The organism is Bacillus sp. FSL R7-0685 (assembly GCF_038002425.1).
Lineage (GTDB): Bacteria > Bacillota > Bacilli > Bacillales > Bacillaceae > Bacillus > Bacillus subtilis.
On sequence record NZ_JBBOCN010000001.1, the window covers coordinates 1,519,303 to 1,543,746 of the forward strand.

The following is a 24,444-nucleotide window of genomic DNA, read 5'->3' on the forward strand; positions in this document are numbered from 1 at the left end:
CCTCGCTCAAAGCGGGGCTGTTTTTTTATTTTGACAGCACATGCTGTAATGGTTTAATGATGTCTTCTTTCTTTTTCACACATCCCTCGATTTTCACCACGACATGGCGCTGATCAACAACCATAAGGGTAGGGACAGTTTCAATCTCATCTTCCCAGCCTTCTTTTTTATCATAGACCTTCATTTTATCTATTTGCTCGGGATAATCTTTTTCTAAATCAAGCAGTGCATCGTAATAAGGCGCTTCCTGGTCTATTTGGTTCTCATCAGAAAAAAACAGGATTTGTGTATGATGAATGTTGTCAATCCGGCTTTTTTTCATCGGATTGATGGTGGAAAGCGTACAGCCCGATAAAGCAAATACTATTATCAGCATGGGGAATACCGCGCGATATCGCATCTATCTTCTCCTCTGTATAAACAGTAGTTAACTAGCTTTAGTTTATCACGAGAGGCGGCTTAATCTGCTTCTTGTTACCTAATTGTTATATAATTGAAACCGTTTTTAAAGTGAGATTACATATTATATCAATCGTTTAAAATAGCAACCTGGGGTATATTGAATTTTTTGCTGCATTCTTGGATGAAAGTTCAAGAAAACGTGAAATTACATTATGTGCTGTGGCATATATATCGAGTAAAGCTTCTGTATGAAGAAGATATTGTATGAGGGAAAATGGAAAAGCACGGTCTATATGATGATCTAAAATTAAATGTGTTATACAGTTTATTGTTGACATTTTAAATGTGACATATTAATATAATAACAACAAAAGAAATTAAGCGTTTTCAAATTTCAAAGAAATGGGGAATAAGAGATGGGTACGATTGTTTGCCAAGATTGCAACGAAGCCATTCATTACTTTGAAGATGAGAAAGTGACAACATTATACGGAACATGCTGCGGACAATGTCAATGTCCTGTTGATGAAGAGTAAAAAAAGCATGCGGCTTAAAGCCGCATGCTTTTTATTTTTTATTGAATTGCTTTTTGTTCTTTGATGACCCGGATCATATGTAAAGTCGAGTCCTCAGGTCCTTGAACAGGGAGGCCTGCGTCAAGGTTTTTAAAAATGTAGCTGATGTTTTCTTCTGTAATAATTTCTCCTGGGATGAAGATTGGAATACCAGGCGGATATACCATGACAAATTCAGCAATAATCCGTCCGGATGCTTCTTTTAATGGGATGACTTCCGTATTTGCATAGAAAGCATCACGCGGAGTCATTGCCAATAAAGGTATTTCTGGAAGCAGAACCTCAGTTTGCTGATGTGTTACATCTTGTTCTGACATTTGCTGTGCGATCTCAGTTAAAGCCTCTACAAGCCGGTCTGCATCATTTTGGCTGTCACCAGGAGTGAAAATACACAAAATATTGTACAGATCAGAAAGCTCCACCTCAATATTAAAGGATTCACGAAGCCATTTTTCCACGTCATGTCCTGTCAGGCCAAGACTTTTCACAGAGATAATCAATTTAGTCGGATCATAGCTGTAAGCTGCTTTCGACCCAAGAATCTCAGAACCGACACAATAAATGCCTTCAATCTGATTGAGGCGATCTCTCGTCTGATTGGCAAGCTTGAGTGTTTCCTCAGCAAGCTGGTGGCCTTCTGTTGCAAGGCGTTTTCTGGCAACATCCAAAGAAGCGAGAAGCAAGTAAGAAGTTGACGTAGTTGTCAGCATGCTCAGGATGGATTGCACTCTGTCTTTAGATACAAGGCCTTCTCTCATGTTTAAAATAGAGCTTTGTGTCAGTGATCCGCCCAGTTTGTGGACACTTGTCGCTGCTATGTCTGCTCCTGCCTGCATAGCTGAAAGCGGCAATTCATCGTGAAAATGAATGTGAACGCCGTGTGCTTCATCCACAAGCACTGGCACATCAAACGAATGAGCGAGTTCTACGATGCTTTTTAAGTCGGCTGCAACACCGAAATATGTCGGGTTGATGACGAGAAGCCCTTTTGCATCCGGATGTTCGGTAAGCGCCCGTTTAGCAGATTCAAGTGTAATGCCGTGGGAGATGCCCAATTCATTGTCAATTTCAGGATGAATAAAAATTGGAACCGCTCCGGAAAATACAATAGCTGTCATAATTGATTTATGAACATTTCTTGGAATAATAATTTTATCGCCAGGTCCGCAAACAGCCATTACCATTGTCATAATGGCGCCGCTTGTTCCTTGAACAGAAAAAAATGTATGATCCGCGCCAAATGCTTCAGCAGCCAGATCTTGTGCTTGTTTAATAATGCCTTTTGGCGCGTGCAGATCGTCTAATGGTTCAATATTAATCAAATCTATGCTTAACGCGTTTTCACCGATAAATTGTCTGAATTCTGGGTCCATTCCTGCCCCTTTTTTATGGCCGGGAATGTGGAATTGAACAGGCTGTCTGCTTGCATGCTTTTTCAGTCCTGTGTATAAGGGTGTTTCATGTTGCGACAATTGTTTTCCCACCTTTGTAATCATACCTATGCATAATAGTGTGTATTAAAATCAGTTTCTCAACCGTCTTTTAGACGTAAAACAAATGAATTATATTATGAACTTGAAAGAATGTAAAGAACAATTTATGATCAAATGAAGATGCTTTCTCTTAAGGGAAGTAAATCTACAAGGAGTGAAGAAAATGGAGTATCAATATCCGATGAATGAAGATTGGACAACCGAAGAAGCAGTGGATGTGATTGCATTTTTCCAGCAGGTTGAGCTTGCATATGAAAAAGGGGCGGATCGTGAAGAACTGCTTAAAGCTTACCGCCGTTTCAAGGAAATTGTACCGGGGAAGGCCGAGGAAAAAAAGCTATGCGGCGAGTTTGAGGAACAAAGTACATATTCTCCTTATCGCACGGTCAAACAGGCGAGAGAATCTGATATCGCGAAGATTAAGATGTAAGAAAAAGAGCCGGGGGATATCCCGGCTCTTTTTTATGCTTGTGATACTTTTTGGGTGAGACGGTACAGAAAAGCAAGCTGCTTAAAGGCATCGTCGATACGCTGAAGGAATTCCTGGTTATTCATATTCAGCACTTCTTCTTTTTGGAGCTGGATGCCGCATAACAGCTCAGCTTTCTTTACAGTCTGCAAACGCTCAAACAGTGTCTTCAGCTGTTCCTTGTCCATTTCAGACTGTTTATGTACTCCCGGTTTTGTGTGATCTGCAGACCAAACGAAGCTGTCAGGGATATTTTTCGTAATGGTTTCTTGGTTCATTTCAAGCAATTTGCCGTATTCTTCTTTGATAGGGGATTCATAAATAATCGCAAACCACACAAAGACGTGGCTTTCCCATAAACCAATTTGGAAATGCGGCAGTTTTTTATAGCCTCTTTTGCTGTTTGCGAACGCCACCCAGCTGTCAGCAGGGGGATTGACGGATCTTCTTGCATGCTTTGCCACATGCGGAAACATTTCATCTCCGGTTAAAGCTGATAAAGTTGGGGCAAAATGTTCGCCTAGAGCTGTAAGCTTCGGACGGACCGTCTTTTTTAATACTTCCATGCGCGCGTCTAAGCCTTCTATTGTAAATGTGTTAAAGTCCTCTTCAGTGAAACGCATTTGTGTCATGATCTTCCTCCTTCATGCTAAGTATACATATTTTATCACAGTTCATACGAGCTTCAAAAAGATTGAGCGCGTTTGAAGTAAGGGGAAATGTGGTAATAAACGAGTAGGTAAACACACAATTTTCAGAATCATGTTGCGCGTAAATAGAACAATCATACGATATAAGAAGTAATCATTGTTGAATGGCAAAATGGGATGCTTTTTTACAAACAAATGATCTCTGGAAGGGGCGAAAGACAATGAGGCAAGTTGTAAAAGAGGGATTTAAGGAAGAGAAAAACAATCGTGTTGCTGTCTGGAGACTAGAGGTTGATTATGAATTGGCAACCCTATATGAAGCAATGCAGAAAGAAAATGAAGAGCAGATTGAACAAAGCAAAAACAAACTTGAGCGACTTAGAAAAGAATGGATTCGTCTTAACGGGTAAAAAAGCGATAGTGAAAACGAACCGCATGAATGGTTCGTTTTTACGTGAGAAGGGATATTTTTCATTTTCCTTGCTTTTTCATTGCCGTTATCAGTATCCTATAAAATAAAAGGTCTACATAGAAGAGAGGTACGAACGAATGACAAATTGGACGGAAATTGATGAGATTGCAAAGAAGTGGATAAGAGAAGCAGGCGCGAGAATTACACAATCCATGCATGAAAGCCTGACAATTGAAACGAAATCAAATCCGAATGATTTAGTCACCAATATTGACAAAGAAACCGAAAAGTTTTTCATTAATCGAATTCAAGAAACTTTTCCGGGACATCGGATACTCGGTGAAGAGGGGCAAGGAGACAAAATCCACTCACTTGAGGGAGTCGTATGGATTATTGATCCGATTGATGGGACGATGAATTTTGTGCACCAGCAAAGAAATTTTGCGATTTCCATTGGGATTTTTGAAAACGGTGAAGGGAAAATCGGTTTAATTTATGATGTGGTGCACGATGAGTTGTATCACGCATTTAGCGGCAGAGGAGCTTATATGAATGAAACGAAGCTGGCTCCATTAAAAGAAACCGTCATTGAAGAAGCGATACTTGCCATTAATGCAACATGGGTAACGGAAAACAGAAGAATTGATCAAAGTGTGTTAGCGCCACTCGTGAAAAGAGTCAGAGGCACACGCTCCTACGGTTCTGCCGCTTTAGAGCTGGCAAATGTCGCGGCAGGAAGAATAGATGCTTACATCACGATGCGGCTTGCGCCATGGGACTACGCAGCCGGCTGTGTGCTGCTAAATGAAGTAGGAGGCACCTATACGACCATTGAAGGAGAGCCGTTTACCTTTTTAGAAAACCACAGTGTGCTAGCCGGAAATCCATCTATACATAAAACGATATTTGAAGAGTATCTTCATGCTGGGAAGTAGGCCATTTGAGCAGGATGATCTCAGCTTGTTAGAAAAGCTCGCGGAGGCTCATCCTGTATGGAAAGAGGAGGAGTTTGGAGATAAAGATGCAGAAGACTATATCATTTCCTACTCCATGTACAACGGTTCATGGCTTGTATGGGAAAAAGACGGTATGCCTGTTGCCGTCAGCTACCATCTCGAGTGGTCTCCTTCAAACGGTAAGCCGTGGCTCGGAACGGTTCTGATTGACCCGGCTGAAGAAAAAAAGGGACATGCGAAGATGATCATTGAACAGATCAGCAAATTGCTTAGAGCGAAACATAAAGCGATGTTTGCGGGAGTTCCCATTGAGCGCAGGGAATGGATACTGTTTTTAAGCCAATGCGGCTTTGAACAGCTGAAAACGGAAAAAGATGAGAAAGGCAAATCATTTATGATCCTGGTGAAGCCTTTAGCAGAAGCTGCCATATGATAATGGCAGCTTATTTGTTGCATGCGGGTTCAATAAAAAGCCTCTCAAACATTGAGAGGCTTCTGATAATTTGAAAATTATTTTTTTACCGCATGAATATAATGAATCGTTTCAAACGCTGACAAATTGTCTTTTCGATTACTAAACAAAAGGTCATTAATGTCGTCTGGTGATAGATGTTCATAGATCAGTAAACCAGATGACTCTAACAGATGTTCAATCTCTTGATAAGTGAAACATGATTTCATCGGTTCCCCGCTTGCGGCAGCCATCTTCACCATATGTTCAACTCGATTCGACGTCCCTTTTGCTGTAAAAAGTGTTTCGTCCGCATAATCAAAAACAATAGAGCTTCCAGGCGGGACATGAGAAAATAAATTGCTGATCAAGCTTGCATTTTCTTCCCGTGTTACATAATAAGACACTCCGAGAAGGCTGAAGAATGTTTTTGTGTTTTTAAATCCTTCATCTAAGAGAGGATCATACGAAAACGTTTTGGTGAAATCCATAGGAACAAAATGAAGATGACCCGGAATTGTCAGATTTGCATCCTTCAGCTTATTTTTTTTGAATTGCTGTGTAGCCGGATGGTCAACCTCGAAAACCTGTAAGCTGTTTTCTAATTCTGGATGCCGAAAGCAGAAGGTATCCAGCCCCGCTCCAAGAATGACATACTGTTTTGCCCCCAGGATTAATTCGTTGTGCAAGACTTTTTCACAATAAGAAGCACGTGCTAGTGGCGTGGGAGACAGCTGGATTTGTGCAACCCATTTTAATATTTTTTCAGGATCATTTTGAAGACGTTCGGCGATCTCTTTGTTGAAAAACGATATTCCTTGAATCATATTTTTACTGATGTCGATAAACTCTTTTTCGTTAATGAGATCTTTTGCGATAAAATCATCAAAAATAAGAGGTGTGTCATATTTGCTGTGATAAGCACGGGCAAACGCTGAAATCAAAGACGTTAAGCTGGACTCATTTTTCCTCATGAAATGATCCTCCACAAAAAATAAGATTCTCCTGGCCAGGAGAATCTTATTATACATACAAATATATTAATAGTAAATTTTAGCATAAATAAATTTTTTTGTCAATGTTTTTGCTCTTAACTGGACGCGCGATCCTTCACATAGCCACGTGACCTGTAGCAGAATTCGTCTATCAATTATGTGGACTGAATCATTAGCTTTTATAAAATGCGTACTTGCGGCTGCATCCCTCTTTTTGCAAATCAGGAGCGGTTTTCTGTCTCATGGCAGCATCTTTTCGTCGTTTCAGCTGAGAGAGAAATCAAGATATGTAACAATAAAAGCCTGAGGGATCTCAGGCTTTTTCTAATATTACAATCCAACAGCATTCCAGGCTGCTTCAACTTTAGCGGCATCAGTTGAGCCGTAGAGGTCACGGGCAGACTGAATGAGAGCTGCCTTGGCATCTTTGAATGTGGAAGAAGGCGTGAGGTACGTAGTTAACGCACGGTAATAGATTTGCTGTGATTTAGATACACCAAGTTTTGTGATGGTGTTGTAAGCGGCTTTGTTTGGAATTCCGCTGTTTGTGTGTACACCGCCATAATCGCCTTCATCTGTGTTTGGAAGGTTTCTGTAATTGGCGTAATTGTCAGGCTGGTTGTATTTTGTAGGGTTGGACAGGCTGCGAAGAGCAGGCTGGCTGACCGTAATGTCTTCACCGATGTCCCAGTCTTCTGTATCGTTAAAATACCCGAATACGTCAGAGAAAGACTCGTTTAATGCACCTGGCTGATTTTCATAAATCAAGTTGGCTGTTTCTTGGGTGACGCCATGTGTCATTTCATGCGCTGTCACATCTAATGAGCCGGAAAGCGGAGAGAAGAATGAACCGTCGCCATCACCGTAAATCATCTGGTCTCCTGTCCATGCAGCGTTATTGTATTGAGTGCCGTAGTGAACGGAAGAAACGATTTTACTGCCTTTGTTATCATAGCTGTTTCGTTTAAAGTTTGAATAAAAATAATCGTACACTTTACCGAGGTTATAGTGTGCGTCAACGGCTGCCCGCTGTGATGAAGATGTAAATGTTTTCGTTGTGCTTGAGACAAGCGTGCCCGGAAGGCGGCTTTGTCTGTTTTGCAAATCATATGTGATGATTTGGGTGCCTGTTGGTTTTGAAAGATCTCTTAGAACATATTTTCCGCCTTCATAAGAGATGTTCAAAGGAACAGTTGCGCCCTTTAGAGTTGTTCCGCTTCCAGTGGCGGCGGCATGTTCTACTTTATTTTGCTGTTTTAAAATGCTGCCTGTTTCGGCGTCAACTAAGACTTCCCAGTTTGCAGGTTCAGGCTCGACATAGCGAATCGTCACGTCGTAAGCAAGACGATAGCTGCCGTCTTTTGTTTCTATCGCTTTTAATTCGGCTTTATTGCTGTTTTTGGCCGCTCCGTTAGAAACAGCGTCTGGTAATTTGCCGATAGCTTTGAAAGCGAGTGCCAGCGCTTTTTCAGAAGAGACTTTTTGGCTGTTATCTGTTTTTGCAGCAGATTGATTGTGTAATTCACCATTGACCGCATAGACATTATCGGATTTATCGACGTGAACGATCACTTGCGAATCTTTAATTGGCACTCCGTTAACGACAGGCGCATATCGAAAGTGCTTGTATCCAAGGGCATCAGTCGTGCTTTCAACAAGCTTCAGCCTTTTGGAAGGGTCACCTTTAAAAATGTTGCTGTTCTTTTTCAAAAACTGCTTGACAGCCTTGTCATTTGGTGCAGAGAGTTCTGATTGCGCAATCGCGTTTTTGGAGAGGAAATTTGTTTGATTCTCTTTAAGCTGATGACCTTCAGCAGCCTGAACACCTGGCAGGCTGATTGATAAACTCATAAACGAAGCAGCGACAGCAACAGACAATTTCTTACCTAAACCCACAATAAATCCCCCTTTTTGAAAATGCTGAAAACTTTATATTGTTATATTAAACTAGCATTCTGGAATACTCAACAAAAACTAACATAACTAGACAAAATTGATAGTATTGTCCTGTGTTTGTTTTTGTTGAATAATATCAAGATGAGTCAAGTGTCATGTGACGGTTCACTCAAGAGTTATGTTTTTTACATATCAAGGGGAAGATGAGATATTTTTGTTTCAACTTGAAACTTTTTGAAAAGTCCGCTGTCTAACCGAATGAGGCCTTAATAAGAAGTAAAGGATTGTTGTTCGTGTTGGAGTTATTCAGTCATTATGTATTGCATTTCGAACGTTATTTTATATTAAGCAGACAAAGCACCCTGCTGATTCAATGGTCAATTGTTGTTCTGGCGGGCTTATATCTTTTGGGGCATCATCCCAAAATAAACCGGCAGCGCACAATGTTCATGGCGGGTGTTATATTGCGGATTGTGCTGCTGGCGGGAGTGTCTGTTGAACTTATTCACCAGGTGCAATCAACAAACTTCACCAGCGCTTACTTAAGAGAGGACGGAAAAGAACTGCTGCCGCTGCTGCATTTTTTGTTATACGGATATGTGCTGCTGACGGCTTTTCACTATATGCTGATGCCGCGTGATCATGGCGGAAAGGGTAAATTTTATACGTTCGACCTTGCCGTTGTCAGTTTGCCAATCGTACAAATGATATTCAGTTTCTTTACGTATTGGAAGGAAAATCCGGACGGAGTCGAGCCAATTGCATTCGTGTTTCTGTTTTTCATTATTACTCTTCCTATTGTGTTGAATGTTGTGTTTTTCAAGCTGTATTGGAGAACAAATAAGATTTTACTAGGCTTATTTTATACGCTGATTATCGGAATGCTTGTCTTGCTGCTTGCGCCATATCCCAATCAAATCTCAAAAGATTATGGTGCAGTAATGCCATATACGATTTATTTGGCAATGGCGGGATTTTTGATGAGCTATCATCTGTTCCAAAAGTCAGGAAAGGTTTATGTGCGTGTGAATAAGTGGGTGACGATGGCTGTCATGGTGTTTTTTGTCCTGCTGTTAAATCCGATATATAACATAGGAACGGCTGCTTTCGCTGTATCAAAGCCAGCAAATGTCCATGATTCATTCAATTTTGTCGGGGAGCACATTTCATCAGAAAAAGCGGAACAGATACTAAAGTCATTTTTTCCTACGGATGAAACACTTTATTTGCACGATACAAACATGGATGTGCATTATTTCTACTCATTTGAAAGCAAGAGTTATAAAGCTGAGGTAGATGAAGTATCGCAGCTGATTCGTAATTATGAATACTTACAAAAAGCGCATGGGAAAAAGCTAACGAATCAGGAGTACAAGCGAAAGTCCATCGCTTTCCTTGAGCGACACGGACGTGTGTTACATAAGGATCATATCGAAACAAAGGTATCAAATGAGGACGGCCAGACAGTCGTACGTATATACCTGAAAAACCAACTTCAAAAAAAAGATCCTGCTGATGATGGCGCGGTATTTTATTGGGAAAAGGAAACCTTAATGGGGTTTAGTGAAGATCCTTCGATTTATCAGCTTGACTCTCTTCTGCATGTTCATATAACGGAACAAGACATTAACGACAAAGTGGAACAAATGTTTACAGCGCTGAACATATCAAAACAGCCTTATCAGATCACTGATATTGAAAGCGACAGCCTGCTCGGAAGCATGGTGAGAGTGGAAACAAAAGGTGGAATTGTTTTGGAATTTGAGGGCGAATCCGGTTGTTTACATAGTCTTTCGCTTCCGATGAAAAAGAATATCTCAATGGCTAACAGCCGGCTGCAGCATCAGATATTATCGATCTTCGATGCTCGTGGATCAGAAAAGAAGAAAAAAAGCAGTCAGGGTGACATGGTGATGTATACTGATTCTTCTAAAACATATGAGTTTGTTGAAGCTCAAGGTCAGCTAAACGTTTATGTATACAGTGATACACCTGATCAGTCATTCCCCTATACGTATCGTAATGGAACATTGGCTTACGAAAAAGTAGCTTCTCTATATCAGGATGTCATTTACAAAAAGCGTATGCGTCCGATTATCGTTCAAAGAGGGGATGAACGGCATTATGCATGGCTGATCATTATTCAGCCGTTTGGTTCAAATCGCCACGATGCCTATGTAGTGGATGGAGAAACACAAGAGGTGAAAAGTCTTTATGAATCATAAAGAAAAAGAGTCTGTTTTTGTAGACTTATACGACCTGTATAAAGAAGGAGAGCTAGAGGATGAATCAATGGAATGGATGAAACAGCATGAATCCCTATTTCAAAAGAATGCGGAAGACTTAAAGAGTAAAACTTGTTTAAAGAGAAGTCCCGGTGCTGAAGAAGAAAGCCAAATCAGATATATGAAAGTATACCTGTCTTCCATGTATATCTGTTTCATTTTATTGGCCATTTGGATGACGGTGTGGTTTTACTTTTAATGAAGCATAGGGATTCCATTGAGGACTTGTATCGGCAGTATTATCAAGAAATTTTAAATTATTTATTCAGAAGGACTCATCATCTTGAAACAGCCAAGGACTTAGCGCAGGACACGTTTGTGAAAGCTCTTAACGGTCTGGCTTCGTTTAGGGGGCATTCTTCCATTAGAACATGGCTCTACACCATTGCGCATCATACCTTTATCAATTGGTACCGAAGGGATGTCAAATACCAATTTACTGAAATCAGCAAAAATGAAGGGTTAACGCAAACAACTTATGACCAGCCTGAACAGTATCTGTCACGGACGGTGAAAAGCGAAACACTGCGGCAGGAGCTCCTGAAGTTAAAAGATCAGCATCAATCCGTTTTGATTTTAAGAGAATTCCAAGAGCTTTCTTATGAAGAAATCGCTGAGATATTAGGATGGAGTCTTTCTAAGGTGAAAACCACATTGCACCGGGCTAGATTAGAGCTAAAGAAAAACATGACGAAAAGTAGAGAGGAGGAGCGGATATGACCTGTTTTCTAGTAAGAGACCTGCTTCCTCTGTATCTTGAAGGTGATTGTAAAAGAGAAACGGAACACGTTATAGAAGAGCATTTAAAAATGTGCAGCAGCTGCAGAGACATGTATGACACGATGGCTGAGCCATTTGAATTGGAAAGCGAACAGGCCGTTGAGGAGGCTTATCTGCCGGAAGAAGAACTGCGTTTTAAACAGAGGTACTATGGATTACTGATCATGAAAGCTGCCTGCTGGTTTGGAGCGGCGGTTGCCATGATGCTGATCATCAAACTGCTGATATAAAAAAAGCGCTTGTCCGATTCCGGCAAGCGCTTTTTCACATTAAGCCTGGGGATGAATCATATCGTAAATAGCGGCAAGCTGTTCTTGTGACATGGCACTGAAGAGTTTTTCATAAACGTCAGCTTGCAGTGGCGTTGCACCTGCTTGTAGCGCTGCGTCTTTATCATAGCTGTACACATCATCTTGTAGCACAATGGCTGCTTGAAGAATGTGAATCTTGAGAGAAACAGCGGAGAAAAATTGTTCAAGTGCAAGTGCTTCTTTTTCTGTGAAGCCAAGTTCAACTGCTTTTTCTGTATCAAATTTGTAATTTCCATCCTCGAGATACACACATTGTGAAACAATGCTGAAAAATTCTGATGTCGATTCCCAGAGTGTAGCAATTACCTGAGCCTCTTCTTTTGTCATTCCTAACTCGACAGCTTTTTCGCTGTCAAAATAATATACACCGTCTTGTTCGTATATACATTGATTTAATATATCAATGAATGTATTGAGATCTTCGTTAGTGCTCGCCTGATGCTGGAGTTGAACAGCAGTGTTATCAACCAGTGTTTTTGCGCTGGCTGCATCAGGACCGAACGTTAATAGAGCAGCTGATGTCATTGCGGCAGTCGTTAACATAGCTTTTTTTACAAATGTTTTCTTCATGTTTCTTCTCTCCCTTTTATGAATTGTGCTACAAATTCCATTATAGGGAGTAGTTTCCGGTGGAGGAATAGGCGCTATGGTATTTTATGTGTATCGTTGCCGAACTACTTTTTGAAGGCTGCACGTGTGATCGTTAGAACGATTGTCTATGTATGAAGGCTGTTTTGCATCTTCCTGACTAAGAAACAGGGGAGATAAGGCTTAAGAAATGAAAAACACCGCTTTCTTTGCGGTGTTTTTTGATTACAATGTCGCCGGTGGGGCAATGCTTTTAATCAAGCAAGCCTTGTTCGCGCATTTTCTTTTTTAATGTAAATCCGCCGCCCATGACAGCGCAAACAAGTACAATGCTGGCGATAATGCCTGCAGGGCTTTTTTCAGCGATAAAGACGCCGATCAGCATAATGCTGAAAACCGCTGCAAATGCAAATAATAGTAAAAGCCAATTCATTTTTTTCATAAATTCCATCCCCTTTTACGTCTTATATTAAGTTTACAGAAAAACGTGACGCTTTTAAAGAGGATGTGTGATATAATATGAAAGTTATCTAATTTTTTTAGGAGATGAAAAAGTGAAACTTCGAAATGATCTTCGCAACATCGCGATTATTGCCCACGTTGACCATGGGAAAACGACTCTAGTCGATCAGCTTTTACATCAGGCTGGTACGTTCCGTGCCAACGAACAGGTTGCTGAACGCGCAATGGACTCTAATGATCTTGAACGCGAACGCGGCATTACAATATTGGCGAAAAATACTGCGATTAACTATAAAGATACACGTATCAATATTTTGGACACCCCTGGACACGCAGACTTTGGGGGAGAAGTAGAACGGATTATGAAAATGGTTGACGGCGTAGTGCTTGTCGTTGACGCATATGAAGGCTGTATGCCTCAAACTCGTTTTGTTCTGAAAAAAGCTCTTGAGCAAAACCTGAACCCTGTTGTTGTTGTAAACAAAATTGACCGTGACTTTGCTCGTCCAGAGGAAGTTATCGATGAAGTTCTGGATCTGTTCATTGAGCTTGATGCTAATGAAGAGCAGCTCGAGTTCCCAGTGGTATATGCTTCCGCGATTAATGGAACAGCGAGTCTTGATCCGAAACAACAGGATGAAAACATGGAAGCTTTATATGAAACCATTATTAAGCATGTCCCGGCACCTGTTGATAATGCAGAGGAGCCGCTTCAATTCCAAGTTGCCCTTCTTGACTACAACGACTATGTAGGCCGTATCGGAATCGGACGCGTATTCCGCGGCACAATGAAAGTCGGACAGCAGGTTTCTCTTATGAAGCTTGACGGAACGGCAAAGTCATTCCGTGTTACAAAGATTTTTGGTTTCCAAGGCTTAAAGCGTGTGGAAATTGAAGAAGCAAAAGCGGGAGACCTCGTTGCGGTTTCCGGGATGGAAGATATCAACGTTGGTGAAACAGTATGTCCTGTAGACCATCAAGATCCGCTTCCGGTGCTTCGCATTGATGAGCCGACACTTCAAATGACATTTGTCGTGAATAACAGTCCGTTTGCAGGCCGTGAAGGCAAATATGTAACGGCCCGCAAAATCGAAGAGCGTCTTCAATCACAGCTTCAGACGGATGTGAGCTTGCGTGTTGAGCCAACAGCTTCTCCTGATGCTTGGGTTGTTTCAGGACGCGGTGAGCTGCACTTGTCAATTTTAATTGAAAATATGCGTCGTGAGGGCTATGAGCTTCAAGTGTCAAAACCTGAAGTTATTATCAAAGAAATCGACGGCGTACGCTGTGAGCCTGTTGAACGTGTGCAAATTGATGTTCCTGAAGAGCATACTGGCTCTGTCATGGAATCAATGGGTGCCCGCAAAGGCGAAATGGTTGATATGATCAACAACGGAAACGGCCAAGTCCGTCTCATCTTTACAGTTCCTTCCCGCGGATTGATCGGTTACTCTACAGAATTCCTATCATTAACACGCGGATTCGGTATTTTGAACCATACGTTTGACAGCTACCAGCCGATGCAGGCGGGCCAAGTCGGCGGACGCCGTCAAGGTGTACTTGTGTCAATGGAAAACGGAAAAGCAACATCATACGGTATTCAAGGAATTGAAGACCGCGGTGTCATCTTCGTTGAGCCGGGTACTGAAGTATACGAAGGAATGATCGTTGGAGAGCATAACCGTGACAATGACCTTGTTGTTAACGTCAGCAAAATGAAACAGCAAACAAACGTCCGTTCTGCGACAAAGGATCAGACAACTACAATTAAAAAAGCGCGCATCATGTCTCTTGAGGAGTCTCTAGAGTACTTAAACGAAGATGAATATTGTGAAGTAACACCTGAATCCATCCGTTTAAGAAAGAAGATCCTCAATAAGAACGAACGTGAAAAAGCAGCTAAAAAGAAAAAAACAGCAGGATTGTCTTAATCTCGTGCAGAATTTGAAAAGATAGAACCCGTACGTTTACAGGGGAGGGAATCTTTTTGAATGACGTAAGCGAACGTCTGTCGTTCTTCGCCGCTTTATATCAAGTAGACCGGCAGCCTGCGGCAGGCATGTGGCTGCTGTACGGCACGATTTTTGTGTTGGCCGTTATTGTATTTAAGCTTGGATTTGCTAAACGGCTTCCTGTATTAAAATCTGCAGTGGTGTATGTATTTTTGGCTTTGGGCTGCACTGTTTTGACTTTTTTAGGGGTGTTTTTGCCCGTGGCAGAAGGATTGGTCGTCGCTGCGCTGATTTTAATCATTTACAAAATCCGGCTGTATCAGTCGAAAAAAGGACAGTCTGCAAAATCATAAAAGACTCAGCTGAAAGCTGAGTCTTTTTTGTGTTCTGTATGGTTAAGCGGCCGCTTTATTTTTTGACTTTTTCTTTTTTCTGCTGTCCCGGGTGAAAAGTAAATTTTCCCGTTTTCAGCCGTTCCTCTGTTTTTTTGGCAATCCGATCGTGGCATTCCTGGCACATATATGTATGGATCGGGCGGTTTCGAAGCCGTTTCGCGATCAGGGTATCATCATCAATTGTTTCAATTTTATCGCAAATAGAACATTTGACCCTCATCATATCACCTCTTTCACTAACATGTATTATAGCACGGATCAGAAGCTGTCCAAAATAAGAAAAAGCTAAAGCGCAAGGCTATAGCTTAGTCATTGTTGTTCTTTTTCATATGATGATCAGATTGATCGTTTTGCTCCTTCTCCATTTCCTGCTGCTGTTTTCTATTTAATTGGTCATTTTGCTGCTTTGTTTGCGGTTCGTCTTCATTGTCAATCACGTCGTTAGGCACTTCGGGAAGCACTCGGCCGACAATTGCAGCTAATTCATCCAGTATGCCTGTTACCGGATGGCCCTCGCTGATTTCTCTGCTCATTTCACGAAGGCGGCTGACCGTATCGGGATCAGCAATGACCACTGCGTTTGCGCCATATCGATCATTCTTTAGCGCCTGAGCTACAGAATATTTAATGGTTTCCACTTTGCTTCTGTCCAAAGTATCATCGACATCAATCCCAACAACAGCATAGCCTCCCAGCACAACGGCTGTTGCATCCTTGACGTCGGGGTTTTTTTCAGCAACGCTGACAAGATGCTTGGCAATATCGGTTCTTGTTCCATTGTCTTTTGTTTCTTGAGTTGTGTCCTTTACGTGAATCGGTTTAGTCTCCTGCTGTCTTGTTGATTCTTTTTCAACATTCTGACCCTGTTTTCCTTGTTGATAGGCACAAGCGGACAGGATAAGTGTCAGCTGTATGATAATGAAAAGAATTCGCACTTGCGGGTTCCCTCCTTAAAATGCTTTCATTAATTTTATTGTTGAATTAACCTTCTATCTTTATGCACAAAAACATATATTTTAGCAGGCATTCACCTTTTTCATCAAAAGAGAAGCAGGAAGAACTTTGACCCTTATATCAGGAGGCTGAGACTTGAGTAAAATTTATGTGTTAGATACGAATGTGTTATTACAGGATCCTAACGCGATATTTTCTTTTGAAGAAAATGAGGTTGTCATCCCTGCTGTCGTTTTAGAAGAGGTTGATTCAAAAAAACGGTATATGGACGAAGTTGGGAGGAATGCAAGGCACGTATCTAAGCTAATCGATGCGCTAAGACAAAAGGGCAGGCTGCATGAGCATGTACCGCTTGACACCGGCGGCACACTGAGAATTGAACTGAATCATCGTTCGTTTCACCAGCTGCAAGAGATCTTTATTGAAAAGACGAACGATAATCGCATATTAGCCGTTGCGAAAAACTTAAGCCTCGAGGAAGAAACCAAGGAAAATGGCAGGCCGGTTATCCTCGTCAGTAAGGATGTACTGGTCAGGGTTAAAGCCGACGCAATCGGACTGCTTGCTGAAGATTTCTTGAATGACCGGGTTGTGGACAATGATGAAATGTACAGCGGCTATAAAGATTTATATATCAGCCAGCAGCTGTTCAGCTCTTTTTACGGAAAAAATCAAATTTCAGTAAACGATGTGAAACAGCATGCGTTTTATCCGAATCAGTTTGCTTTAATGAAGGATGAGCTAGGAGGATCCTCCTCGGCAGTCGGAATTGCAGATAAAACCGGAACGGTATTAAAAAGACTCGTATTTGATGATGAACATATATGGGGAATCAGGCCGAAAAATGTACAGCAGACAATGGCATTAGAGCTTTTGCTGCGGGAAGATATTCCGCTTGTCACCCTGATCGGCAAAGCGGGAACCGGCAAAACGCTCTTAGCTTTGGCGGCAGGGCTATTACAGACAGAAGACTTGGGAATATATAAAAAGCTGGTCGTCGCAAGGCCGATTGTTCCTGTTGGCAAGGACATCGGGTATTTGCCAGGCGAAAAAGAGGAAAAGCTAAAGCCTTGGATGCAGCCGATTTTTGACAACTTAGAGTTTCTGTTTAATGCGAAAAAACCGGGGGAGCTTGATGCTATTTTGGCGGGAATTGGCTCAATTCAGGTAGAGGCGCTGACTTATATCAGAGGGAGAAGCATTCCAGATCAATTTATTATCATTGATGAAGCGCAAAATTTGACCAGGCATGAGGTGAAAACTTTGCTGACGAGAGTCGGTGAGGGCAGTAAAATTGTCTTAATGGGTGACCCTGAACAAATTGATCACCCATATTTAGACAGTCTGAACAATGGTTTAGCCTATGTGGTTGAGCGGTTTAAAGGACAACCCATCTCAGGCAGCGTGAAGCTGTTAAAAGGTGAGAGATCAGGTCTCGCCCAGCTCGCAGCTGATTTGCTGTAACATTAAATGATTTCGATCTCTTTTACGTCGGTAATCGGCTGTTTGTGATGAACCGGGTCTTCAAAGTAAATATGCACGGGGCCGCCTTCTTGAATCGGCTTGCCTGCCTCACTGAAATGGACAATACTGTTCAGAGCGGTTTCCAGAGAAACGGCGGCCTTTCCCGAACTTGTGACAAATACACATTGTGTCGCAGAGCTGTTCGGCTCAGCATTTTTCAGGACAGTCCCAAGTCTCATTGCGAAACTGCCGTTCATCAGTTTTTGCTTCTCATATTGCTTTTCCGTCTTTAATGTAGGCGGCGCGATTCGCCCCTCTCTGATGACGCGTTCCGGATCAAGGTCGGATTCATCCCCGGCTGATTGTAAATATGTGTCTTGACTGTCCCCTTTGCGGTCAAACGAAAATTTGCGATCATCAAAAATCCATACGCTTGGATCAATGGTAATTGGATATGTAACATTGCCTTTTACTTGGATAACGCTCATGATATGACCCCCTTCTCTCAAAATTATAAAAGTTTTCGCATGAATTGTCACTTTGTGTACAAATTATGTGTATTGAAATGCTGAGGGAACGAGGGTGTTTGCATGGTATGCCGGCATAATGATGAGCTTGAAGCCTTAGTGAAAAAGGCGAAAAAAGTAACGGACAAGGGGGAGGTAGCCAGCTATATTCCCGCCTTGGCAAAAGCTGATAAACACGACCTGTCAGTGGCGATTTATTATTCCAATAATGTTTGTCTGTCAGCAGGTGACGTAGAAAAAACATTTACGCTTCAAAGTATATCGAAAGTCCTTTCCCTTGCTTTGGTGTTAATGGAATACGGCAAAGATAAGGTCTTCAGTTATGTTGGACAGGAGCCGACCGGTGATCCGTTTAATTCAATTATCAAGCTCGAAACAGTGAATCCGAGCAAGCCGTTAAACCCTATGATTAATGCCGGGGCATTGGTAGTGACAAGTCTGATAAGAGGAAGAACGGTAAAAGAGAGACTTGATTATTTGCTTTCTTTTATCAGAAGGCTGACAAACAACCAAGAGATTACATACTGCCGGGAAGTGGCTGAATCTGAATACAGCACTTCAATGATTAATCGGGCGATGTGTTATTATATGAAGCAGTACGGCATTTTTGAAGATGATGTAGAGGCAGTAATGGATTTATACACGAAGCAATGCGCGATTGAGATGAACAGCTTGGATTTAGCGAAAATCGGATCTGTATTTGCATTGAACGGCAGACATCCAGAGACTGGGGAGCAAGTCATCTCAAAAGATGTCGCTAGAATTTGCAAAACATTTATGGTGACGTGCGGAATGTATAATGCAAGCGGGGAATTCGCAATTAAGGTCGGAATTCCTGCGAAAAGCGGCGTATCCGGCGGGATTATGGGCATTTCGCCTTACGATTTCGGGATCGGCATATTCGGCCCCGCATTAGACGAAAAAGGGAACAGCATTGCAGGTGTAAAGCTTTTGGAAATAATGTCTGAGATGTACAGGCTGAGTATTTTTTAATTTATGTCATATGCTTAAATCCTCTTGCATTTTCTGTTGATACCCTTTATGATAAATAGAAGAATTAGGTACTCGCCTGGGGAACGGAGGGATACTTTTGGCTTCAGAGATGATAGTTGACCATCGGCAAAAAGCTTTTGAACTCTTAAAAGTGGACGCTGAGAAGATTTTGAAGCTGATCCGAGTACAAATGGATAACTTAACGATGCCTCAATGTCCTCTATATGAAGAGGTTTTAGATACTCAAATGTTCGGGCTTTCGAGGGAAATCGATTTTGCTGTCCGCCTGGGATTGGTTAATGAAAAAGACGGTAAAGACCTTTTATACACATTGGAGCGCGAATTGTCTGCTTTGCATGACGCGTTTACAGCTAAATAAATGATAAAACTCAAACTTATTAACAGTTTGGGTTTTTTTATAACCGCTATTTTTCTCTCATCTCATAAAAGACGGTCTTTTTTTACACATTCCTTCCGAATCGTATAGAGATTCTTCGTCTCGTTTGATAAATTGTAGTAAAATAAAAAAGATAAATACATAAAAACCATAGATAATGGAAGTTAGAAGCAGGGAAGAGGATGTTATGTTAAAAAAAATGCTAAAATCTTATGATTACTCACTGATATTCGCAATCGTTTTATTATGCGGATTCGGTTTAGTGATGGTATACAGCTCAAGCATGATTACGGCTGTCTCCCGGTATGGAGTAAGCAGTAATTTTTTCTTCATGCGGCAGCTGTTTGCTTTAATTGCGGGTGGCGCTCTATTTATTCTCATGGCGTTGTTTCCTTATAAAGCACTGGCCCATCAAAAGTTTCAGAAGGGGATACTGCTTGTATCTGTTCTTGCGCTTATCTCACTGTTTGTTTTCGGGCATGTTGCCGGAAACGCGCAGAGCTGGTTTAAAATCGGCGGAATGAGTATTCAGCCGGGGGAGTTTGTGAAACTGGTCGTGATTTTATACCTCGCAGCCGTATATGCCAAAAAACAAAGCTATATTGACCATCTATTAACGGGTGTAGCTCCTCCCGTAGTCATGACGCTTGTGATTTGCGGGTTAATTGCCATGCAGCCTGATTTCGGTACAGCCATGATTATAGGGCTGATTGCGACGTGCATGATCTTGTGCTCCGGCTTCAGCGGAAAGACGCTGGTGAGGCTGCTTTTGCTCGGCGGAATTGTTTTCATTTTAGTCAGCCCGATTCTCTATTTAAATCAGGATCAAATTTTAACCAAGGGCCGTTTGGCGCGTTTTGAGAGTCTTGAAGACCCATTTAAGTATGCAAATTCATCAGGTTTGCAAGTGATCAATTCTTATTATGCGATCAGCTCAGGCGGCATTTTCGGCCTGGGGCTCGGTGAAAGTATCCAAAAATACGGATATCTGCCTGAATCACACACTGACTTTATTATGGCTGTCATTGCTGAAGAGCTCGGCATTTTTGGGGTATTGTTTGTGATTTTCTTATTGGGTTTTGTCGTCATAAAAGGTTTTTATATTGCCAGAAAATGCGAGGACCCCTTTGGAAGTCTTCTGGCGATCGGCATTTCAAGCATGATTGCCATACAATCGTTTATTAACCTTGGCGGTGTCAGCGGATTAATTCCGATTACAGGGGTTACGCTGCCATTTATCAGTTACGGGGGCTCTTCTTTGGTGCTGCTGCTGGGAAGTATGGGGATATTAGCGAATATCAGCATGTTTGTGAAATATTCAGAGAATAAGAAAAAGAAAGAGCCCTTGGCACCGAAGGGAATGAAAAAGAAACAGCTCAAAAAAACTGTTTATCAGTAAAAAACAAGTGTGTACAGGGGAAGGATATTCCGCTATGATAGATTATATTCCATTCGGGTAAGGGGGAGAAAAGTTTGTCTCAGCAATCGATACAAAAAGTATTAGTAGCAAACAGGGGAGAAATTGCAATCCGAATATTCCGGGCGTGTACCGAGTTGAATATTCGTACAGTTGCGGTCTATTCAAAAGAAGATTCCGGTTCCTACCATCGGTACAAAGCGGATGAAGCATACTTGGTCGGTGAAGGGAAAAAACCGATTGATGCTTACCTGGATATTGAAGGTATCATTGATATTGCGAAAAGAAACAAAGTCGATGCAATTCATCCGGGATACGGTTTCTTATCTGAAAATATTCATTTTGCGAGACGATGTGAAGAAGAAGGCATCGTATTCATAGGGCCAAAATCCGAGCATCTCGATATGTTTGGTGACAAGGTAAAAGCGCGTGAGCAGGCAGAAAAAGCGGGAATCCCCGTGATTCCAGGAAGCGACGGTCCTGCCGAAACGCTTGAAGCCGTCGAACAATTTGGACAAGCTAACGGTTATCCGATCATCATTAAAGCCTCGCTTGGCGGCGGCGGCCGCGGTATGCGGATTGTCAGATCTGAAAGTGAAGTCAAAGAAGCATATGAGCGTGCTAAATCAGAGGCGAAAGCAGCCTTTGGCAATGATGAAGTTTATGTAGAAAAATTAATTGAGAATCCGAAACATATTGAGGTTCAGGTCATTGGAGACAAGCAGGGAAATGTCGTCCATCTTTTTGAGAGGGATTGTTCCGTTCAAAGACGCCATCAAAAGGTCATTGAAGTGGCGCCGAGTGTCTCGCTGTCACTTGAATTAAGGGATCAAATTTGTGAGGCGGCAGTTGCGCTTGCTAAAAATGTAAACTATATAAATGCGGGGACGGTCGAATTCCTTGTTGCAAACAACGAGTTCTACTTTATTGAAGTAAATCCTCGCGTACAAGTTGAACACACGATAACAGAAATGATTACTGGTGTCGATATTGTTCAAACTCAGATCCTTGTTGCCCAAGGGCATAGCCTTCACAGCAAAAAAGTAAATATTCCTGAGCAAAAGGACATTTTTACAATCGGCTATGCCATTCAGTCACGGGTTACGACTGAGGATCCGCAAAATGACTTCATGCCTGATACAGGAAAAATCATGGCTTACCGCTCAGGCGGCGGTTTTGGTGTCCGTCTTGATACCGGAAACAGCTTCCAGGGCGCCGTGATCACACCATACTATGATTCACTTCTCGTTAAGCTTTCAACTTGGGCTTTAACGTTTGAACAGGCAGCTGCCAAAATGGTACGAAACCTTCAGGAGTTTAGAATCAGAGGCATAAAAACGAACATTCCGTTCCTTGAGAACGTTGCAAAACATGAGAAGTTCCTGACAGGGCAATATGATACGTCTTTCATTGATACAACGCCTGAATTATTTAAATTCCCTAAACAAAAAGACCGCGGAACGAAAATGCTCACTTACATCGGCAATGTGACAGTGAACGGCTTCCCTGGAATCGGGAAAAAAGAAAAACCGGCGTTTGACAAACCGTTAAGCGTAAAGGTAGACGTTGATCAGCAACCTGCCAGAGGAACAAAGCAAATTCTTGATGAAAAAGGTGCAGAAGGGCTTGCAAATTGGGTTAAGGAGCAGAAATCTGTCCTTTTAACTGATACGACATTCAGGGATGCCCACCAATCGTTATTGGCAACTAGAATCAGATCGCATGATTTGAAAAAAATCGCAAATCCGACGGCTGCGTTATGGCCTGAACTATTCAGTATGGAAATGTGGGGAGGCGCGACCTTCGATGTAGCCTACCGATTCCTGAAAGAAGATCCGTGGAAGCGTTTGGAAGATCTTCGCAAAGAAGTGCCGAATACCTTATTCCAGATGCTGCTTCGCTCATCAAATGCGGTCGGCTATACGAATTATCCGGACAATGTGATTAAAGAATTTGTGAAGCAATCAGCTCAATCCGGTATTGATGTGTTTCGTATTTTCGACAGCTTAAACTGGGTAAAAGGGATGACGTTAGCCATTGATGCTGTTAGGGATACCGGCAAAGTGGCAGAAGCTGCGATTTGTTATACGGGAGATATCCTTGACAAGAACCGGACGAAGTACGACCTTGCATATTATACATCGATGGCGAAGGAGCTTGAGGCGGCCGGAGCCCATATTCTCGGGATTAAAGATATGGCAGGGCTGTTAAAACCGCAGGCTGCATATGAACTCGTTTCTGCGTTGAAAGAAACGATCGACATTCCGGTTCACCTTCATACGCATGATACGAGCGGAAACGGTATTTATATGTATGCGAAAGCTGTTGAAGCCGGCGTTGATATCATAGACGTGGCGGTCAGCTCAATGGCGGGATTAACGTCACAGCCTAGCGCGAGCGGATTTTATCATGCGATGGAAGGCAACGACCGCCGTCCGGAAATGAATGTCCAAGGCGTTGAATTGCTGTCCCAATATTGGGAGGCGGTGCGTAAATATTATAGTGAATTTGAAAGCGGAATGAAGTCTCCGCATACTGAAATTTATGAACACGAAATGCCAGGGGGCCAATACAGCAACCTGCAGCAGCAGGCCAAGGGAGTAGGCCTTGGCGACCGATGGAACGAAGTCAAGGAAATGTACAGACGCGTGAACGATATGTTCGGTGACATCGTCAAGGTAACGCCTTCCTCAAAAGTTGTCGGAGATATGGCACTTTACATGGTGCAAAACAATCTGACTGAAAAAGACGTTTACGAAAAAGGTGAATCTTTAGATTTCCCTGATTCTGTCGTGGAGCTTTTCAAAGGAAATATCGGCCAGCCTCATGGCGGATTCCCGGAAAAACTGCAAAAGCTGATCTTAAAAGGGCAGGAGCCGATTACAGTCAGACCGGGCGAACTGCTTGAGCCGGTGTCATTTGAAGCGATCAAACAGGAATTTAAAGAGCAGCATAACTTGGAAATTTCAGATCAGGATGCTGTGGCATATGCCCTTTATCCTAAAGTCTTCACTGATTATGTGAAAACGACAGAAAGCTATGGAGACATCTCGGTATTAGATACACCGACATTCTTCTACGGTATGACATTAGGTGAAGAGATAGAAGTTGAAATTGAGCGCGGCAAAACGCTGATCGTTAAGCTGATTTCAATCGGTGAGCCTCAGCCTGATGCCACCCGCGTCGTTTATTTCGAACTCAACGGGCAGCCGCGTGAAGTAGTCATTAAAGATGAAAGCATTAAGTCTTCCGTTCAGGAAAGGCTGAAAGCAGACCGGACAAATCCAAGCCACATCGCAGCTTCTATGCCTGGAACAGTTATTAAGGTATTGGCTGAAGCAGGCACAAAAGTCAATAAAGGTGATCATTTGATGATTAATGAAGCGATGAAAATGGAAACAACGGTTCAGGCGCCTTTCTCAGGAACAATCAAGCAGGTTCATGTGAAAAATGGTGAGCCGATCCAAACGGGAGATCTGCTCCTTGAAATTGAAAAAGCATAATAAACAAAGAGTGTATATCATTTGATATACACTCTTGTTTTTTTATATAGAAAATGTGGAGTGAAACAGATGGTTAGAAGAGATATAAGGGTACTTCAGAGATTATACAATACTGTC

The 24,444-nt window shown here is 42.1% G+C and carries 26 protein-coding genes; 16 read left to right on the top strand and 10 right to left on the bottom strand.

The window, feature by feature from the left end; translation table 11 throughout:
• Window positions 1–25: 25 nt before the first annotated feature.
• Complete coding sequence (gene slp / locus MKY50_RS08055; RefSeq protein WP_003245672.1) at window positions 26–400, bottom strand: peptidoglycan-associated lipoprotein Slp; 375 nt, start codon at window positions 398–400, stop codon at window positions 26–28.
• Between the two features lie 418 nt (window positions 401–818).
• Between slp and MKY50_RS08060 the strand changes: the two genes are divergently transcribed.
• On the top strand, window positions 819–938 hold the full coding sequence (locus tag MKY50_RS08060; protein WP_003232305.1) for a GapA-binding peptide SR1P: 120 nt from the start codon (window positions 819–821) through the stop codon (window positions 936–938).
• A gap of 38 nt (window positions 939–976) precedes the next feature.
• Here MKY50_RS08060 and speA read toward each other — a convergent pair whose 3' ends face one another.
• Window positions 977–2,449: an arginine decarboxylase gene (speA, locus tag MKY50_RS08065; protein ID WP_014479695.1), complete on the bottom strand. Its 1,473-nt coding sequence runs from the start codon at window positions 2,447–2,449 to the stop codon at window positions 977–979.
• 184 nt (window positions 2,450–2,633) lie between these two features.
• On the opposite strand from speA, the gene MKY50_RS08070 reads away from it, so the two are divergent.
• The gene (locus MKY50_RS08070; protein WP_014479696.1) at window positions 2,634–2,900 is read left to right on the top strand and encodes a UPF0223 family protein; all 267 of its coding nucleotides are present in this window, start codon (window positions 2,634–2,636) and stop codon (window positions 2,898–2,900) included.
• A gap of 32 nt (window positions 2,901–2,932) precedes the next feature.
• On the opposite strand, the gene MKY50_RS08075 is transcribed toward MKY50_RS08070, so the two are convergent.
• Window positions 2,933–3,571, bottom strand: a complete 639-nt coding sequence (locus tag MKY50_RS08075; RefSeq protein ID WP_230488528.1) for a YktB family protein — start codon at window positions 3,569–3,571, stop codon at window positions 2,933–2,935.
• A 239-nt stretch (window positions 3,572–3,810) separates the two neighbouring features.
• Here MKY50_RS08075 and MKY50_RS08080 point away from each other — a divergent pair, with 239 nt between their 5' ends.
• The 3 genes from MKY50_RS08080 (at window position 3,811) to MKY50_RS08090 (ending at window position 5,390) form a co-directional block, all read left to right on the top strand.
• On the top strand, window positions 3,811–3,999 hold the full coding sequence (locus tag MKY50_RS08080; protein WP_009967148.1) for a hypothetical protein: 189 nt from the start codon (window positions 3,811–3,813) through the stop codon (window positions 3,997–3,999).
• A gap of 139 nt (window positions 4,000–4,138) precedes the next feature.
• A complete protein-coding gene (gene suhB / locus MKY50_RS08085; protein WP_264099784.1) occupies window positions 4,139–4,936 on the top strand; it encodes an inositol-1-monophosphatase in 798 nt (265 codons plus the stop codon).
• Between the two features lie 25 nt (window positions 4,937–4,961).
• Window positions 4,962–5,390, top strand: a complete 429-nt coding sequence (locus tag MKY50_RS08090) for a GNAT family N-acetyltransferase (protein ID WP_080031034.1) — start codon at window positions 4,962–4,964, stop codon at window positions 5,388–5,390.
• Window positions 5,391–5,467: 77 nt separating this feature from the next.
• On the opposite strand, the gene MKY50_RS08095 is transcribed toward MKY50_RS08090, so the two are convergent.
• Both MKY50_RS08095 and nprE read right to left on the bottom strand, forming a co-directional pair.
• On the bottom strand, window positions 5,468–6,382 hold the full coding sequence (locus tag MKY50_RS08095; protein ID WP_015715830.1) for a class I SAM-dependent methyltransferase: 915 nt from the start codon (window positions 6,380–6,382) through the stop codon (window positions 5,468–5,470).
• A gap of 351 nt (window positions 6,383–6,733) precedes the next feature.
• Window positions 6,734–8,299, bottom strand: coding sequence for a neutral metalloprotease NprE (nprE, locus tag MKY50_RS08100; protein ID WP_264099786.1), 1,566 nt, complete (start codon window positions 8,297–8,299; stop codon window positions 6,734–6,736).
• Window positions 8,300–8,583: 284 nt separating this feature from the next.
• On the opposite strand from nprE, the gene MKY50_RS08105 reads away from it, so the two are divergent.
• The 4 genes from MKY50_RS08105 to sigQ are packed head-to-tail and all read left to right on the top strand — an operon-like array spanning window position 8,584 to window position 11,594.
• Complete coding sequence (locus MKY50_RS08105; RefSeq protein WP_262119754.1) at window positions 8,584–10,524, top strand: hypothetical protein; 1,941 nt, start codon at window positions 8,584–8,586, stop codon at window positions 10,522–10,524.
• Window positions 10,514–10,783: a hypothetical protein gene (locus tag MKY50_RS08110; protein ID WP_003232287.1), complete on the top strand. Its 270-nt coding sequence runs from the start codon at window positions 10,514–10,516 to the stop codon at window positions 10,781–10,783. Before MKY50_RS08105 ends, MKY50_RS08110 begins: the two co-directional genes overlap by 11 nt.
• Complete coding sequence (gene ylaC / locus MKY50_RS08115) at window positions 10,783–11,304, top strand: RNA polymerase sigma factor YlaC (RefSeq protein WP_038430006.1); 522 nt, start codon at window positions 10,783–10,785, stop codon at window positions 11,302–11,304. Before MKY50_RS08110 ends, ylaC begins: the two co-directional genes overlap by 1 nt.
• A complete protein-coding gene (gene sigQ / locus MKY50_RS08120; RefSeq protein ID WP_003232283.1) occupies window positions 11,301–11,594 on the top strand; it encodes an anti-SigP sigma factor SigQ in 294 nt (97 codons plus the stop codon). Before ylaC ends, sigQ begins: the two co-directional genes overlap by 4 nt.
• 39 nt (window positions 11,595–11,633) lie before the next feature.
• On the opposite strand, the gene MKY50_RS08125 is transcribed toward sigQ, so the two are convergent.
• Both MKY50_RS08125 and MKY50_RS08130 read right to left on the bottom strand, forming a co-directional pair.
• Window positions 11,634–12,245: a hypothetical protein gene (locus MKY50_RS08125; RefSeq protein ID WP_021479358.1), complete on the bottom strand. Its 612-nt coding sequence runs from the start codon at window positions 12,243–12,245 to the stop codon at window positions 11,634–11,636.
• 271 nt (window positions 12,246–12,516) lie between these two features.
• Window positions 12,517–12,705 carry a YlaF family protein gene (locus MKY50_RS08130; RefSeq protein ID WP_003245500.1) on the bottom strand — a complete coding sequence of 63 codons (189 nt, stop codon included), beginning with the start codon at window positions 12,703–12,705 and terminating at the stop codon, window positions 12,517–12,519.
• 112 nt (window positions 12,706–12,817) lie between these two features.
• Here MKY50_RS08130 and typA point away from each other — a divergent pair, with 112 nt between their 5' ends.
• On the top strand, window positions 12,818–14,656 hold the full coding sequence (gene typA, locus MKY50_RS08135) for a translational GTPase TypA (RefSeq protein WP_003232278.1): 1,839 nt from the start codon (window positions 12,818–12,820) through the stop codon (window positions 14,654–14,656).
• A 56-nt stretch (window positions 14,657–14,712) separates the two neighbouring features.
• Window positions 14,713–15,030 carry a YlaH-like family protein gene (locus tag MKY50_RS08140; RefSeq protein ID WP_003232274.1) on the top strand — a complete coding sequence of 106 codons (318 nt, stop codon included), beginning with the start codon at window positions 14,713–14,715 and terminating at the stop codon, window positions 15,028–15,030.
• A gap of 55 nt (window positions 15,031–15,085) precedes the next feature.
• Here MKY50_RS08140 and MKY50_RS08145 read toward each other — a convergent pair whose 3' ends face one another.
• Both MKY50_RS08145 and MKY50_RS08150 read right to left on the bottom strand, forming a co-directional pair.
• Window positions 15,086–15,295 carry a YlaI family protein gene (locus MKY50_RS08145; protein WP_003232271.1) on the bottom strand — a complete coding sequence of 70 codons (210 nt, stop codon included), beginning with the start codon at window positions 15,293–15,295 and terminating at the stop codon, window positions 15,086–15,088.
• Between the two features lie 82 nt (window positions 15,296–15,377).
• Complete coding sequence (locus MKY50_RS08150; protein WP_003232269.1) at window positions 15,378–16,007, bottom strand: YhcN/YlaJ family sporulation lipoprotein; 630 nt, start codon at window positions 16,005–16,007, stop codon at window positions 15,378–15,380.
• 154 nt (window positions 16,008–16,161) lie between these two features.
• Between MKY50_RS08150 and MKY50_RS08155 the strand changes: the two genes are divergently transcribed.
• Window positions 16,162–17,490 (top strand): PhoH family protein, encoded by a 1,329-nt coding sequence (locus MKY50_RS08155; protein ID WP_003245272.1) that lies wholly within the window; start codon window positions 16,162–16,164, stop codon window positions 17,488–17,490.
• A 2-nt stretch (window positions 17,491–17,492) separates the two neighbouring features.
• Here the strand turns inward: MKY50_RS08155 and MKY50_RS08160 are convergent, their stop codons facing one another.
• Window positions 17,493–17,978 carry a hypothetical protein gene (locus tag MKY50_RS08160; protein WP_003245279.1) on the bottom strand — a complete coding sequence of 162 codons (486 nt, stop codon included), beginning with the start codon at window positions 17,976–17,978 and terminating at the stop codon, window positions 17,493–17,495.
• 102 nt (window positions 17,979–18,080) lie between these two features.
• Between MKY50_RS08160 and glsA the strand changes: the two genes are divergently transcribed.
• From glsA to pyc, 4 genes are all read left to right on the top strand, one after another.
• Complete coding sequence (gene glsA, locus MKY50_RS08165; RefSeq protein WP_003232263.1) at window positions 18,081–19,010, top strand: glutaminase A; 930 nt, start codon at window positions 18,081–18,083, stop codon at window positions 19,008–19,010.
• Between the two features lie 97 nt (window positions 19,011–19,107).
• Window positions 19,108–19,389 (top strand): YlaN family protein, encoded by a 282-nt coding sequence (locus MKY50_RS08170; RefSeq protein WP_029726524.1) that lies wholly within the window; start codon window positions 19,108–19,110, stop codon window positions 19,387–19,389.
• A gap of 205 nt (window positions 19,390–19,594) precedes the next feature.
• Window positions 19,595–20,806, top strand: a complete 1,212-nt coding sequence (gene ftsW / locus MKY50_RS08175) for a cell division protein FtsW (RefSeq protein ID WP_029726523.1) — start codon at window positions 19,595–19,597, stop codon at window positions 20,804–20,806.
• A 74-nt stretch (window positions 20,807–20,880) separates the two neighbouring features.
• On the top strand, window positions 20,881–24,327 hold the full coding sequence (gene pyc, locus MKY50_RS08180) for a pyruvate carboxylase (protein ID WP_230488526.1): 3,447 nt from the start codon (window positions 20,881–20,883) through the stop codon (window positions 24,325–24,327).
• The last annotated feature ends 117 nt before the right edge of the window (window positions 24,328–24,444 follow it).